Origin of the sequence: Brevibacterium sp. Mu109, from assembly GCF_900169375.1 — a bacterium.
In the GTDB taxonomy this organism is placed as follows: domain Bacteria; phylum Actinomycetota; class Actinomycetes; order Actinomycetales; family Brevibacteriaceae; genus Brevibacterium; species Brevibacterium yomogidense_A.
On sequence record NZ_FXZF01000004.1, the window covers coordinates 170245 to 184872 of the forward strand.

10 protein-coding genes and 2 pseudogenes are annotated in these 14628 nt (G+C 69.0%); 8 read left to right on the forward strand and 4 right to left on the reverse strand.

Annotation, left to right across the window (positions count from 1 at the left end; genetic code table 11):
- Nucleotides 1-124 precede the first annotated feature (124 nt).
- Nucleotides 125-1588, reverse strand: a complete 1464-nt coding sequence (locus tag BSP109_RS04070) for an Nramp family divalent metal transporter (RefSeq protein ID WP_101599444.1) — start codon at nt 1586-1588, stop codon at nt 125-127.
- A gap of 115 nt (nt 1589-1703) precedes the next feature.
- Nucleotides 1704-3293 (reverse strand): phosphoglycerate dehydrogenase, encoded by a 1590-nt coding sequence (serA, locus tag BSP109_RS04075; RefSeq protein WP_101599445.1) that lies wholly within the window; start codon nt 3291-3293, stop codon nt 1704-1706.
- Between the two features lie 154 nt (nt 3294-3447).
- On the opposite strand from serA, the gene BSP109_RS04080 reads away from it, so the two are divergent.
- The 8 genes and pseudogenes from BSP109_RS04080 to BSP109_RS04105 all read left to right on the forward strand — a co-directional run bounded on the left by BSP109_RS04080 (nt 3448) and on the right by BSP109_RS04105 (nt 11456).
- Entirely contained in the window at nt 3448-3792 is a 345-nt protein-coding gene (locus BSP109_RS04080) for a PadR family transcriptional regulator (RefSeq protein WP_101599446.1), read from the forward strand.
- Between the two features lies 1 nt (nt 3793).
- Nucleotides 3794-4801 carry a hypothetical protein gene (locus tag BSP109_RS04085; RefSeq protein ID WP_101599447.1) on the forward strand — a complete coding sequence of 336 codons (1008 nt, stop codon included), beginning with the start codon at nt 3794-3796 and terminating at the stop codon, nt 4799-4801.
- 153 nt (nt 4802-4954) lie between these two features.
- Nucleotides 4955-6706, forward strand: a complete 1752-nt coding sequence (locus tag BSP109_RS04090) for a sensor histidine kinase (RefSeq protein ID WP_180959602.1) — start codon at nt 4955-4957, stop codon at nt 6704-6706.
- Nucleotides 6707-6710: 4 nt separating this feature from the next.
- Nucleotides 6711-7160: pseudogene (locus BSP109_RS17955) on the forward strand (response regulator transcription factor); the annotation flags it as partial.
- 179 nt (nt 7161-7339) lie between these two features.
- Nucleotides 7340-7570 (forward strand): annotated as a pseudogene (locus tag BSP109_RS17960) (hypothetical protein); the annotation flags it as partial.
- Nucleotides 7500-7709 carry a response regulator transcription factor gene (locus BSP109_RS17965; RefSeq protein WP_374700134.1) on the forward strand — a complete coding sequence of 70 codons (210 nt, stop codon included), beginning with the start codon at nt 7500-7502 and terminating at the stop codon, nt 7707-7709. The pseudogene BSP109_RS17960 and the gene BSP109_RS17965, both read left to right, overlap by 71 nt.
- Nucleotides 7710-8055: 346 nt before the next feature.
- Nucleotides 8056-8784, forward strand: a complete 729-nt coding sequence (locus tag BSP109_RS04100; RefSeq protein WP_374700133.1) for an ABC transporter ATP-binding protein — start codon at nt 8056-8058, stop codon at nt 8782-8784.
- Nucleotides 8781-11456: an FtsX-like permease family protein gene (locus BSP109_RS04105; RefSeq protein WP_101599449.1), complete on the forward strand. Its 2676-nt coding sequence runs from the start codon at nt 8781-8783 to the stop codon at nt 11454-11456. Before BSP109_RS04100 ends, BSP109_RS04105 begins: the two co-directional genes overlap by 4 nt.
- A 250-nt stretch (nt 11457-11706) precedes the next feature.
- On the opposite strand, the gene BSP109_RS04110 is transcribed toward BSP109_RS04105, so the two are convergent.
- Nucleotides 11707-12429 carry an enoyl-CoA hydratase/isomerase family protein gene (locus BSP109_RS04110; protein ID WP_101599450.1) on the reverse strand — a complete coding sequence of 241 codons (723 nt, stop codon included), beginning with the start codon at nt 12427-12429 and terminating at the stop codon, nt 11707-11709.
- A gap of 134 nt (nt 12430-12563) precedes the next feature.
- Entirely contained in the window at nt 12564-14396 is a 1833-nt protein-coding gene (locus tag BSP109_RS04115; RefSeq protein WP_146001077.1) for an HNH endonuclease signature motif containing protein, read from the reverse strand.
- Nucleotides 14397-14628 lie beyond the last annotated feature (232 nt).

Consider the following 14628-nt stretch of genomic DNA (forward strand, 5'->3'; position numbering starts at 1 on the left):
GCGTCGGTATGGGGTGGCTGTGAGGCACGCGACCGCGCGGGCACGGGCCGCGCGGCGGGACAGAGTGCCAGCGCCGCGATGAGTCCACCCTACGCCCGGATCAGCCCAGACCAGTCCGGAGACCCTACGCCCCGATCAGCCCTGAGACTGTCTCCACGACCTGGACGCCTGCCAGCACTGTGAAGAGCACGAGGCACACGGTGAGCACGGTGTTCGACAGCCATCCGTTGCGCAGCTGCGGCGCGACCGACTTCCGGTTGAGCAGCAGGAGCAGCACGATCGCGAGTACCGGCAGGATGAACGAGCTGATCGCCGCGTAGACCAGCACCAGCGTGACAGGGCGGTCGAAGCCCAGCACCTGCTCCACGGTCAGCAGACCCAGCGTGCACACCGTCAGCCAGATGAGCGCCGCCTTGAACTCCACCGCATCCGATGACATCGCGTGGGCAGGATCGTCCTGGTGCGGGTACCGGCGGAGCACGCGCAGGCAGTCACCGGTCACGTACGCGATGCCCTGGAATCCTCCGAGCAGGCTCGTGTAGGTCACGGCGAAGAACGACAGCAGGAACAGGATCCACGCCCAGCCGCCCAGCCGCTCTCCGATGAGCTCGCCTACCATGAAGACCGCGTCGTTGCTCTCGATCGAGTGCCCCTGGCCGTAGAGCCAGAAGGCTCCGACGACGGTCATCGAGACCGCGAAGAGCCCCACGAGCAGGTAGCTGAATGCCAGGTCGCCGCGCACGACGCTCTTCCACGCCGCCCCGCTCCAGCGCTTCTCCTGCACGAAGAACGTGTAGGCCATGATCCCGGTCGCACCGCCCACTCCGCCGACCAGCGACAGCACCGTGATGAGCGACGTGTGCGGGTACATCGGCATGATCGTCTGCGCCGCGGTCGCCTGCGCGTCGCCGTCACCGGCCGACCCGATCGCCAGGGACACGATGCCGAGGAACATGAGGATCGCGAAGCCCATCATCGCCTTCTCGACGATGCCGTAGCGGCCCACCCAGAGGAGGACGACGGCGGACAGGAGGATCACGACCAGCGTCGGCCAGAACGGCAGGGCGGGGAACAGCGCCTGGGCGATGAGCGTGGTGATCGCGGCGACTCCCGCGCCGAAGAACAGCCCCACCAGGAGTTCCGCGATGAGCAGGACGACGGGGAACAGCCGTCCGCCCACATCCGTGATGTGTGAGAAGAGCGAACGGTCCGCGGTGAGCTGGAGGCGGGTGATCGCCTCGGACAGCCCGAACTTCAGCAGCAGCCCCAGGGTGAACACCCAGATGAGCGCGAGGCCGTACTCGGCTCCCGAGTTCAGCGTCGTCACCATGTCCGACGCGCCGACGCTCGCAAGTGCCAGCACGACGCCCGGGCCGAGCAGCCTCAGGTGGCCCGCCCAGGAGCGCGGCGCGACAGGGCCGGCCTCCCCCGGGGCGCCGGCCTCGCGTGCCGCAGCACCGACTGGCTGAGTTGCCCCGGCAGACTGAGCCGCACCCGTCCCGCGTGCAGCCCCGGCCTCGCGCGCAGCACCGGCCTCGCGTGCCGCGCCCGTCCCGCGTGCCGCGCCGGTCCCGCTGTTCTGTTCCATCGTGCTCGTCCTTCCGGAGGATGGTCTCGTACACACGAAGAGCGGCCGGGCTGCGAAACCCGACCGCTCCTCGCGGTGATGCCCGTGGTGGTGCGGAGGTCAGACCTCCGCGAGGTCAGTCCTCCGTGAGGTTGACCGCTGCGGCGTGCTCCGCATCGGCCGCCGCCGCGACGGTCTGCACGATCTCCGTCGTGACCGCGGTGTCGACGGCGAGCACGGACAGCGCGCGGCCGCCCTCCCCCGCACGCGACACCTGCATGCCGGCGATGTTCACGTTGTTGCGGCCCAGAGCCTGGCCGAAGACGCCGATGACGCCTGGACGGTCCACGTACTCGAAGATCAGCAGGTGGTCGGTCAGCGAGATCTCCAACTCGAAGCCGTTCACCTCGACCAGCTTCTGCACCTGCTTGGGTCCGGTGAGCGTGCCGGACACGGACACCTGTGCCCCTGCCGAGGTCGTCGCCACCAGGGTGATGACGTTGCGGAATCCGTCTGCGACGTCGCTGGTCTCGACCGCGACGTCCACGCCCCGCTCGTCCGCGAGCACGGGGGCGTTCACGTAGGAGACGGGCACGTCGACGCGGTCCTTGAAGAGCCCCTTGAGTGCTGCGAGCTTGAGCGCGCCCACGTCCTTCGACGCGATCTCGCCCTTCACCTCGAGCTTGAAGTGGGTGACGGTGTCCGTCAGCGCGGCGATGATCCGGCCCAGGCGCTCCGTCAGCGGGATGCCGGGACGGACGTCCTCGTCGATCTTGCCGCCGGCCACGTTCACCGCGTCCGGGACGAGCTCGCCGGCGAGTGCGAGGCGCACCGACTTCGCGACGGCGACTCCGGCCTTCTCCTGCGCCTCGTCGGTCGATGCGCCGAGGTGCGGGGTGACGTTGACCGCGTCGAGCTCCATGAGCTCCGAGTGCTCCGGCGGCTCGGTGGACCACACGTCGATGCCGGCGCCGCCCACACGGCCGGATGCCACGGCCTCGGCGAGTGCCTCCTCATCGACGATCCCGCCGCGGGCGACGTTCACGATGCGCACGCCCTGCTTCGCCTTCGCGAGCTGCTCGCGGCCGATCATGCCGACCGTCTCCGGGGTCTTCGGCATGTGGACCGTGAGGAAGTCCGCCTGCTCGACGAGCTCGTCGAGCTCCATGACCTTGACGCCCATCTGTGCGGCGCGCGAGGCGGAGATGTAGGGGTCGTACCCGATGAGGTTCATGCCGAACGACTTGGCGCGCTCCGCGACGAGCCCGCCGATCCGACCCAGGCCGATGATGCCGAGTGTCTTGTCGTAGAGTTCCACACCGGTGAGGCGCTTGCGCTCCCAGCGGCCCTCCTTGAGGGAGGCGTGGCCTGCGCCGAAGAAGCGGGCCGAGGCCAGCAGGTGCGTCATCGTGAGCTCTGCGGCGGAGATGATGTTCGAGGTCGGCGCGTTCACGACCATGACGCCGGCGGTCGTCGCGGCGGGCACGTCGACGTTGTCGAGTCCCACACCGGCGCGGGCGATCACCTTGAGGCGCGGCGCGGCGGCGATGGCCTCGGCGTCCATGTGGGTCGCAGACCGGACGAGCACGGCGTCTGCCTCTGCCAGGGCTGCCAGCAGGGCCGGACGGTCGGTCCCATCGGCCTGGCGGACATCGAAGTCGGGACCGAGGGCCTCGACGGTGGCCGGTGAAAGGTTCTCAGCAAGCAGCACGACGGGCTTGGGCACAGTTCTCCTCCTGGGGAGCGTCTTCGCGGACCGTGCCCACTGTAGTGACCGCGGCTGGAGATCGCGCGGTCGGGTCACATCGTGAGCACAGATGGCGGATCGCACGATATATCGCTTCTTGTCATAGTGTGCGACACACAGTATCGTTGCCGTCATGGTTCCCACCGACTCAGCCGACCCCCTCGCGCTCCACCTCCAGGAGGTGCGGCGCGGCACAGTGGTGCTCGCATGCCTGACGGCGTGCAAGGAGCCCCAGTACGGCTACTCACTGCTGGACACGCTCGCTCGGGCACAGATCCAGGTGGAGGCGAACACCCTCTATCCGCTTCTGCGCAGGCTCGACAAGCAGGGGCTGCTGACGGCCGAATGGAACACCGATGAGCCGCGTCCGCGGAAGTACTACACGCTCACGGACGCGGGCTCTCGGGTCGCCGAGGACCTCCGCGCCGAATGGCTCGCACTCACGGAGAGCCTCACTGATCTCTGGAAGGACATCTGACATGCGCACGCTCACAGACAGGTACGTGCACGCCGTCGTCCGCCGCGTCCCGGAGGCCATGCGGCCCGAGGTCACGGCGGATGTCATCGCGATGATCGCAGACATGGTCGAGGCACGACAGGACGACAGGACGGCCGGCGCCGGGGCCGACGGCGATCTCGCCGTCGAGGTCGCCGTGCTCGAGGAACTGGGCGACCCCGCCGTACTCGCGCGGGAGTACTCGGACTCGCCGCAGCACCTCATCGGCCCGCAGTACTTCCCCGTCTACACATGGTTCCTCATGTGGGTCCTGCCGGTGGTGCTGGTCATCGCACTGGTGGCGCACGGGCTCTCCTACACCCTCAGCACTCCAGATGCGCACATCGGCGGCCTGCTCGGCACAGCGATCGGCCAGTCCATCCCGGCGGTGCTCATCGCGTTCGCGGCAGTGACCCTCCTCTTCGCGATCATCGAACGCGCCACCCCCATGGGCGCGCAGTCCGGCGGCCGGGTACGGGCGAGCGCAGCGAGTCCTGGGCATCGTCCCCAGTGGACCGTCGACAGCCTCGAGGACGTCCCGCCCGGCGGTGCATCCGTCCGCGCCGATGCGATCGTCTCGCTGGTCCTCCTCGTGCTGCTGGCGCTCGTGCCGTTCGTGCCCACGACCGCTGTCTACGTCGGGGGCCTCAACGATGGGGAGACGTTCGTCAACCCGGATCTGGGTCTCTTCTGGCTCATCGGGTACTGGGTGCTGCTCGCGGTCACCGCGGTCGGTGCGGTGCTGAGGATCCGCCGCAGGCGCCTGAGCACGGGTCTGGTCGCGCTGGACATGATCACCGACCTCGTCATGGCGGTGTTCCTCACGATCGCGCTCCTCACGCAGGACGTGCTCCATCCCGCGATCGAGGCTCTGACGTCCCTGCCCGTGGAGCTCTGGGCGATCCCCCTCATCTGGGCGATCACGATCTGGGACCAGGTGAGCACGGTCCGCGGCTACCGCACCCACCTCGCCGCGCACGGCCGGTCATGACGAGGCGGAATGCTGCGGGGTGGAATAGCGCCGGGCCGAACGTGATGAGCTGGAACGTGAACAGCAGGACTGTGACCAGCCCAGCCCACCCCCTGCCGAGGATCATCCCTGAGGACGATGTCCGACCGCTCCCCCACCGCTAGCGTGGCACGCATGTCCTTCTCCTCCACCGCCTCTCGCGCCCGATCCGTCCTCCGCGCTCATCCGTGGATCACCGACGGTCTGCTGTGGGCGGCGCCGGTGGCCTGGTTGAGTGTGAGCTCTGTTCAGGGCCGCGTGTGGGTCGATACGACGAGCACCACGCCGCAGTGGGTGCACTTCGCGGTCGCTCTGCTCATGACGGCGCCGCTCGCGCTGCGGCGACGGGCTCCGCTCGTGAGCTCAGTCCTCATCGCGACCGGCTGCGCGCTCTCATTGCTGACCGGGGCCGGTCCGTCCATGGCGGTCATCGCGGTGCCCCTCACGGTCTTCTCCTCTGCCAAGTGGGGGTCGCGGACGGACTCGCGGATCGTGCTCGGGCTGGGTCTGGTCGGTTCCCTCGCCATGGGCCTCTGGGCGTATATGGCTGCTCTGCAGAGTTCGATGGGACCCGGTGGCCGACCGATCGACGGCAGTGAGTACTCCGCGCTGAGCGCGCTGATCATCCTGTGCGCGGCGATCGTGCTCTCCGCGTGGCTCCTGGGGATACTCGCCCACCGCCGGCGCACCGCCGTCGAGGACATCCGCGAGCGCAACCGCCTCCTGGAGAAGGAGCGGGAGTCGGAATCTCGACTGGCCGCGGACGCCGAGCGCATGCGGATCGCCCGGGAGATGCACGACATCATCGCCCACTCGCTGTCGGTCGTCATCGCGCAGGCGGACGGGGGCCGCTATGCGGCGAAGAGCAATCCGGCCGCCGCCGAGGACGCGCTCACGACCATCGCGGCGACCGGACGCGACGCCCTCGCGCAGACGCGGAATCTGCTGGGCGTCCTCCGGACCGATTCGCTCACGGATGCGGCGACCTCGCCGATGCCGGGGCTGGCGGCCGTCCCCTCCCTTGTCGACGACCTGCGGGCCACCGGACTCGCTGTGAGCATCGACGGCTTCGACGCTCCAGAGAAGGTGGGGCACCTGTCGGAGGGCGCGGGACTCGCGGTCTATCGGATCGTGCAGGAGGCGCTCACGAATGTCCTCAAGCACGCGGGGTCGGGGGCTCGGGCGCAGGTGGCGCTCTCGACGACGGACCAGGGACTCATCGTCCGCGTCAGCGACGACGGCGGCCCGGTGCGCTCGCACGCTGGCCGCGCGGGTGCTGCTGAGGCAGGAGTTTCTGGGGCAGGAGTGTCTGGGGCGGGCGTTTCTGAGGCGGGTGCTGCTGGGGCTGGAATATCTGCAGCTGGAGCGTCCGGGAAGGACACCTCCGTGCTGGAGGGAGCCGGCAGCGGGATCATCGGAATGCGCGAGCGCGCCACGCTGTACGGCGGGTCACTCGAAGCGGGACCCCGTCGCGGAGGCGAACGCGGGTTCACGGTGACAGCCCGGTTCCCGTCCGCGGGCCGCCCGGCGTCGGAGCCCACAGCAGGCGGTCGTCCTGCAGGCAGTTCCCCAGCAGCCGGTCCTCCAGCATCCGATCCGCCAGAAGCCAGGCCTCCAGAAGCCAGTGCCCCAGCAACCAAGGCTCCAGAAGCCACGCCCCCAGCACAGACTGCTCTCGCACCCTCCGCGACCGAGGCGCCGGTGCCGGAGGCGAGCACGGACCCGGCGCCTGCCGGAGCGACGAACAACAGAGGGGCGAGCGCTGAAGTGGCGAGTGCTGGGGTGCCGAGCGTTGAACTGGCGAGCGCAGGGATGACTGCCGAGGACCCTCGTGCAGACAAACCGCATGCTGAGGAATACCAGCAGAGGAGCGCACACCATGACTGACCCGATGGCCTCCTCAGCAGATGGGACAAAGGCTCCACGCGACGTGCCTACCCATGGAGAGTCCCCCGACGCCGCTCCCGGAACCACCCCCAGCGACTCCTCCGCGCCCATCCGTGTGGTGCTGGTCGACGATCAGGCTCTCGTGCGCGCGGGGTTCTCGATGGTCATCGACTCGCAGGACGACCTGGAGGTCGTGGGGCAGGCCGGCGACGGCGAGGAGGCGGTCGCGATCATCGCCCGCGTCCAGCCGGACGTCGTGCTCATGGACGTGCGCATGCCGCGGCTGAACGGGATCCAGGCGACGGGTCGGGTCCTCGCCCTCGCCGATGAGGGAGCGATCCGCGCACCGCGGATCATCGTCCTCACCACGTTCGACGAGGACGAGTACGCACTCGCGGCGCTGCGCGGCGGGGCGTCCGGGTTCCTGCTCAAGGACGTCCTGCCGGAGATCCTGCTGGACTCGATCCGCACGGTCGTCAGGGGAGGTGCTGTGATCGCGCCGACGACGACCCGCCGGCTGCTCGACACGCAGCTGTTCCAGGCCACTCAGGGAGTCGGCGCTGACGACGCACACGCGGCGACCTCGGCGGCTGTGCCCTCAGACACGGTGCCCTCAGACGCTGTGCCCTCAGACGCTGTGCCCTCAGACACTGCGACCGCAGCCGGTGCGACCTCAGCCGGTGCGACCTCAGACGCTGCGACCTCGGCGGCTTCACCCTCACCTGCGGCCCCCACGTCCACCCCGCCCAGCGCCCCGCCGGCCCCACCCGCACTCGACCCCGAACGGGCCCGGATGCTCGCCTCGCTCACGCCGCGCGAGCGAGAGGTGCTCGCACTCGTGGGGCAGGGCATGAGCAACGCTGAGATCGTCGACTCCCTGGTCCTCGCCGAACCCACCGTGAAGACCCACGTGGGGCGCATCCTCATGAAGCTGGAGGCGAGGGACCGCGTCCAGGCCGTCGTCTTCGCCTACGACGCCGGGATCGTCACGCCCGGGCACTAACCCACTCCCCTGCAGCAGGTCGTGCTAGCAGCACGTCGCCCGCCGAGTAGTACTCCGGTATGACGCGGATCGTGCATCGTCGCACCGCACCGTGCTCCGCGCCACATCCAGGACCATCCTCCAGTCCGATGTGCGCACGGCCGTCGGCGACGAGGCTGGAGTCATGCACACACCACAGCAGCCACCTGCACGAACATCCACTCACGCAGCATCCGCCGCTCCGGCCACCGCGTCGGCCTTCCCAACGTCCCAGGCACCGACCCACACACCGACCACAACCACCGCCCCAGAAGCCTCCCCCTCCTCCGCGCCCACCGCCGAGCCTGCCATCCGTGCGATCGGCCTCGTGAAGACGTACGGCGAAGGTGACGCGCGCGTCCGGCCGCTGGACGGGCTCACGCTCGACATCGCTGCGGGGAGCTTCACCGCGATCATGGGGCCCTCCGGCTCCGGCAAGTCCACCCTGCTGAACATGCTCGCCGGCCTCGACGTCCCCGATGCGGGTGATGTCATCCTGGCCGGCACGCCGATCACCGGCCTGAAGGACTCCCAGCTCACGGCCCTGCGACGCGACCGGATCGGGTTCGTCTTCCAGGCATTCAACCTCGTGCCCGCGATGACGGCGGAGGAGAACATCCTCCTGCCCTCCCAGCTGGCCGGGCGGAAGGTTGACCGTCGGTTCTTCCACCGGATCGTCGACCTCCTGGGGCTCACGGACCGCCTGCGGCATCGTCCGCACGAGCTGTCCGGCGGCCAGCAGCAGCGCGTGGCCGTCGCTCGTGCGCTCGTCACGAGCCCCGAGGTCATCGTCGCCGACGAGCCCACCGGCAACCTCGACTCCGCGAGCGGTGCGGAGGTGCTGGGGCTGCTCCGGGCCTCGGTCGACGAGTTCGGCCAGACCGTCGTCATGGTGACCCATGACCCGCAGGCCGCCGCGCGGGCGGATCGCGTCGTCATGCTGGCCGACGGTCGGCTGGCCGGCGAGCTCCGGTCCCCCACCGCCGAGGCCGTCGCCACCGCACTCGCCCACATCACCACCCAGCCCAGCCCCACTCAGGCCGGTGGTGCACGATGATCCGCATCGCATTGTCGAACCTCCGCAGCGCGTCGGGCAGGCTCGTCGCGGCCGGCATCGCGGTCGCGGTGTCCGTCGCGTTCATGGTCGCCTCGCTGCTCTTCGCGCAGGGCTTCGGCGATACGCTCGCGAACCAGGTCAGATCGTCCTGGGCCGGGGCGGATGTCGCAGTCCTCGCCGACGAGCGTGAGGATCCGGCGGATGCGGCCGACGTCCTCACCGACGACCTCCTCGACGAGGTCGCGGCGGTCGACGGCGTCGAATCCGCTCACATCGAGGAGACCGGCTACCTCATGGCGAGCGCGGGCACCTCGAGCGTCTCTGCGGCTGTCACGGGGCTGCCGACGAACGGCCAGGATCCCGTTGACGGGACGCTGCCGGCGGCCGCCGACGAGCTCGCCCTCACCGAGGCGGACGCAGAGGCGCTCGGGGTCGCGGTCGGCGATACCGTGACGCTCGAGGCGTACGCGGCCACCCCGGGGACGGAGGAGACCGACTACACGGTCTCCGGCCTGCTGCCGGATTCCTCATCCCTCCAGCTGACCCTCCACCTCACCGATGACGGCCTCGAGGGCGCTCCGGCAGAGATCATTCCCGCCGCGATCCGTGTGAGCGCCGCGGACGGCACGGACCCGGCGACGCTGTCGACGGCGATCGACGAGGCGATCGGTGAGAGAGAGTCAGGCAGCGGGGCAGGGTCGGCCGGCGAGGCAGAGTCGGCCGGCGAGGCAGAGTCGGCTGGCGAGGCAGAGTCGGCCGGCGAGGCACCTGTCGACGTGTCCACCGTCGAGGAGGTCGTCGAGCAGCAGATCCAGGACCTGTCCGGATCGACGAACATGCTCGCGACCGTGGGGATCGCGTTCGGGCTGCTGTCCGTCGGCGTTGCGTCCCTCGTCATCTCGAACACGTTCCAGGTGCTCGTCGCCTCCCGTGCCCGCGTGCTCGCCCTCTACCGAGCGGTGGGAGCCACGGCGCGGCAGCTGCGCGGCGCGACCCTGCTCGAGGGGCTCGTCCTGGGAGTCGTCGGCGCGGCGGCGGGCGTGGTGCTGGGACTGCTGATCGGCTGGGGACTGTCAGGGCTGGTCCGCGCACTGTGGATGCCCGACTTCGCGCAGATCTCCCCCACCCCGGCGGCACTGCTCGTGGGTCCGCTCGTCGGCATCGCCGTCACGGTGCTCGCGGGGATGGTCCCGGCGTTCCGGGCGGGAAGCGTCTCCCCCATCGAAGCGCTGCGTCCCGCCGATGTCCGCCCTGCTCAGGCACGTTTCCCCTGGGTCCGCATGATCATCGGCGGACTGCTGGGAGCGGGCGGGCTCGCGCTCTGCCTCCTCGCGGTATCCACCCAGTCCGTACTGATCGGCATCGTGGGTTGCTTCACGCTCTTCATCGCTGTGCTCGTCGCGGCGCGCGTCTTCGTGCCGCCGCTCATCGGCGTCATGGGCCGCGCACTGTCCGCTCTCACCGGTCGGTCGCCGTCCATCCTGCTGGCGGGCCGGTCCGCGAGCTCCGCGCCCGGGCGCACCTCGTCGACGACTGCGGCGCTGCTCATCGGTGTCACCCTCGTGTCCGCCGTGCTCGTGGGCGCGGCGAGCCTCCAGCGCACGATCGAGCTGTCGACGGCGGAGGACACTCCGGTCGACCTGGTGGTGGACGGGTCCGGCGACCAGGTCGCGGCGGCGCTCGACGAGTCCACTGTCGTCGAGGAGCGCGCGGTCGTCCCCGCGGTCCGTGCAGAGGTGACGGTCACGGATGCGCCGGCCGGGGCCTCGGGCTCGGATTCCGACGCCGAGGCGGCGGGAGCCCTGACAGGTGACCTCACCATCGCGAGTGCGCAGGACGCCGAGGACTCCGTGCTTCGGAGCGACGGCTTCGAGGTCGAGCCGGGGACGGTTCGCCTGGCGCCGGGTGAGCTCGGGGGCGACGGTGCGACGGCCGACTACGAGGGACTCGAGACGACGATCGCCGTGGGCGGCGAGACCTTCACGCTCACCGTGGATCCGACACTGGACGTGCCCGCCGGCACGGCGCTCGTGAGTGGCGCGGACGCGGAACGGATCGCGGAAGCGGCTGATCCAGCGACCGCAGCGGGTTCAGCTGAGACAGCGGACGCCGCGAATGCAGCTGAGCCTGCCGAGCAGACGTGGGTGCGGCTCGCGGATGATGCGACGATCGCGCAGATCGAATCGCTGACCTCGCAGCTGTCGGCGCTGGACGTCACGGCGGACGCGGATCCGTCGCTCATGCGCGCTCAGTACGCGGACATCTTCCAGGTCGCGATCACCGTGGTCCTGGGGCTGCTCGCCGCGGCCGTCGTCATCGCCGTCATCGGGGTGAGCAACACGCTCACGCTGTCGGTCATCGACCGGAGGAGGGAAGGTGCGCTGCTGCGTGCGCTCGGTTTCAGCCGTGGCGCGCTGGGCCGGATGATCACGGTCGAGTCGCTGCTCATGACGGTGATCGCGCTGGTCGTCGGCGTGGGTCTGGGGACGTTCTTCGGGTGGGTGGGCACGGCCTCGCTCATCGGGGTGTCGATCGATCCCACCCTGAGCGTGCCGCCTCTGCCCCTGGCACTCATCGGGGTCGCGGCGGTCGCCGCTGCGGTCCTCGCGTCCGCGCTGCCGGCACGGACGATGTCCCGCGTGGTGCCTGCGGAGGGCATGAGCGAGGAGTGACGGGAGTCGGAGAGGTGGGAGGACGCGTGCATGAGCGCCTGCGGTCCCACCTCTCCAGCTCCGGGCACGTCTGCCGACTCCCCGGTTCCAGACACGTGTGTCGACCATGAGAACGTCGACCGCGCCCGGGTCGATGATCGTGCCCGGGTCGATGATCGTGCCCGGGTCGATGATCGTGCCCGGGTCTCCTCAGTACGTCCCCTCGCCGTCTGCGGCCTCTTGATTCGTCGCGTCTGCCTGCTGCGGCCCCTCAATTCGTCGCGTCTGCCTTCCGCGCGAAGGCGAGCGCGAACTCCTTCCGACTGTCGGCGAGGGCAACCTGCTCGTGGGTGTTGCGCCATGTGCGGAAGAGGCGCTTCTGCTGGGCGATAACCGCACGGTCGGATTCCATCGTGTCGCGCAGGTAGCTCAACGCTGTCTCACGGACCTCGGCGGGCTCGACGAGCGCGTTGAGGAAGCCGCAGCGGTCCATGTCCTGCGCGGAGAACCTGTTGGCGGTCAGGATGAGCTCCGTCGCCTTCGTCCATCCCATGATCCTCCAGAGGTTCGCAGCGTCGAGGACGGAGGGGATGCCGATGCGCACCTCCGGCATCGAGTACCACGAATCCGTGGCGGCGACGCGGTAATCCGCGGCCGCAGCGATCTCGAGCGCTCCGCCGATGCAGTACCCGTGGATGGCTGCGGCGACGGGCAGGTCGCAGTTCTTCACCGCTTCGCACACCTCGCCGAGGTGGCTGATCGTGGCGTATGCGCGTTCCGAGTCCTGGTGCTCGAACTGGGCGGTGTCCATTCCGGCGGAGAACCCCCGATCCCCTGCGGAGGTGAGGAGGATCGCTCGCAGCGACTCGTCTGCGGACGCGATGGTGAACGCGTCGATCAGCTGCGTGAGCATCTCCGCGTTGAGGCTGTTCGCCCTCCGCTCGTTGTCGATCGCGATCGTGAGGATGCCGGCGTCGCGGGTCTGAGTGATCACAGAGGGTCCTTCCGGATGGTGTGGTGGCATGAGCCCACCGTCGGGCGTGGGTCCACGACCACACTGGCACAGCACCATGCACTTCGCACCGCATCATGCGGACGGGTCCGGGCCTGGTCGCTCAGACTCCCAGTTCAGAAGGGTGGAGGAACATCACCTGGTTCATTCACCTCCTCTGGCTCATCCGACTCGGCTGGCTCATCAGAATCGTCTGACTCAACCGCGCGGGTCAGAAGAGTTCCCGCTTCAACGGTTCGATCGCTCACAGCCACCGGAGGTGCCGTCCGCATCGCGCGCACCCCCATGGGCAGCACCCAGCACGCCTCATTCGGACCGAGCTTCTCGAGCCGAATCACGCCCTCCGTCTTGAGACCGTGGTGATGCTTGCACATCGGGTGCAGGTTCTCCATGACAGTCAGCCCGCCAGTGGCAGGGTCCATCTTCGAGAACCGGCAGCAGTGCTCCATCTCGCACCACTGCGCCGGCTGACTGCATCCGGGAACGGTGCAGGTCCGCCACTTCTGTCGGACCGTGCGCCGCATCGCCGCAGTCGGCTCGTACGTGTGCGCGACGTGATCGGTCACGATGCTCGTCGCCGGATCCGTGAGAACCCGGAACCAGGACGTCGCATGCGCGGCCGCCTCACGGCACTGCTCGGCAGCGAGCGGCACATCGCCGTTGACCATGCCCGGGCTGTCATCCAGCGACAGCACCGTGGTGATCGGAACCGTGATGGTGACCGCAGCCTGTTTCCGCAGCCAATCACCATCGGTCGGGCAGAACACATCGATCAGTTCTTCCTGCTCTGCACCGTCCTGTGGCGAAGCACTCCCCTGTCCCGCTTCGGAACCCGGACTCTTCACTCGCACCTGCGTGTGCAGACGCGACGAGGCCAGCAGATCGAACATCAGCTGCGCGACGGTCCGCTCGTCGACAGTGCCGAGTTCGACACGGCTCGGGTCAACAGCCCGCCCGAACGAGTCCGACTCCATCGACTCGAGCTGATTGCGACGTATCGATCGCGCCATCGCACATAGACGCTGATACAGCCCTTCGACCACGAGGATCGGCCCGTGCAGCTCCAAGCGCGCAGTGCCGTCATCGAACCGCTCGTAGCGCACGCAGCGCTGCTTGCGCGGCGCCTCAGGATCAGCCGGCACGGGCGCGAGCGAACGGATGTGCCGGCGTGCGAGCTTCTCGAACTGATCCAACGACAGCTGCGGACTCAGCTCCGCGAGGAAACCGTCCAGCTTCCTCACCTCATCCACTGGGAGCAGTGAATCATCGATACGACGATGGAGCCGCTCAACCCGTTCGAACCTCACGCGACCAGTCGCCGCTGATTCGAGCAGGCCGTGCAGACCGATGAACGCGACGACCGCGCTCGCCGCGGCACGGCGGGCGAAGTCCAAGCGAGTGTTCAGCTTCGCCGCGACGAGGATCGCATCGGCCGGATCGAGCAGTGCCCGAGCCCGCGTCGACAAGCGATTGTCCTCGAAGACCTCGACGCCCGAACCCGAGGCCGAGGCGGCCGACGAACCGGACGCGGAGGCTGCCGACGAACCATCGTCTCGGCCTGCAGTGCCCCTGGCCGGAGTCGCCAGGAAGTCGCTCAGCTCAACGTCCCCATCCCTGCGCGCGAGGACACGTGCGAGCACGAACGCCCCCAGCCGAGCGGTTTCAGCCGCCCGCATCCGGTCCGCGGCGCGAGAGCTCTCCGCCCACTCCTCCAGCAGTGCGAACGATGAGACAGCCTCGCGTTCGCCTGACGACGGTTCCTTGGCGGATCCACCCGTAGTCGCATGCGAGGGACTCCGATCACCGCACACATCCAGAGCGTCGAACTGACCACGAGCGACCCGAGCGATCGCCGTACGGACGTTTTCAACAGTCCACGGCTGCACCGCCGGGTCCGGTGGCTCCGGTCCAGCATCGCTGCTGGGAGCCGACTCAGTCCTATCAGTCACGTCCCACACCTCCTCCCGTGTCGAACATGTGACCTATCGGTCACATCGAACGGGCATCTTTGCCCATCGATGTTCTACACAGTATTCGGAGGCACGGACATAACTGGCTCTTCGCGGTTCGTGGTGAATGACCCTGCTGTGGCGGGTATTCACGCTACGGTTCTCGCGGCGCTGGTGAGCAGGATACGCGTCCGGTAGTTCTCCGCGTTGCGGAATCCGCGGCCGGTGCGTT

Excerpts from the sequence above, each read along its gene's own strand:
- BSP109_RS04070 (WP_101599444.1), bottom strand. The coding sequence starts at position 1,588 with ATGGAACAGAACAGCGGGACCGGCGCGGCACGCGGGACGGGCGCGGCA.
- BSP109_RS04080 (WP_101599446.1), top strand. The coding sequence starts at position 3,448 with ATGGTTCCCACCGACTCAGCCGACCCCCTCGCGCTCCACCTCCAGGAG.
- BSP109_RS04085 (WP_101599447.1), top strand. The coding sequence starts at position 3,794 with ATGCGCACGCTCACAGACAGGTACGTGCACGCCGTCGTCCGCCGCGTC.
- BSP109_RS04090 (WP_180959602.1), top strand. The coding sequence starts at position 4,955 with ATGTCCTTCTCCTCCACCGCCTCTCGCGCCCGATCCGTCCTCCGCGCT.
- BSP109_RS17965 (WP_374700134.1), top strand. The coding sequence starts at position 7,500 with ATGCTCGCCTCGCTCACGCCGCGCGAGCGAGAGGTGCTCGCACTCGTG.
- BSP109_RS04105 (WP_101599449.1), top strand. The coding sequence starts at position 8,781 with ATGATCCGCATCGCATTGTCGAACCTCCGCAGCGCGTCGGGCAGGCTC.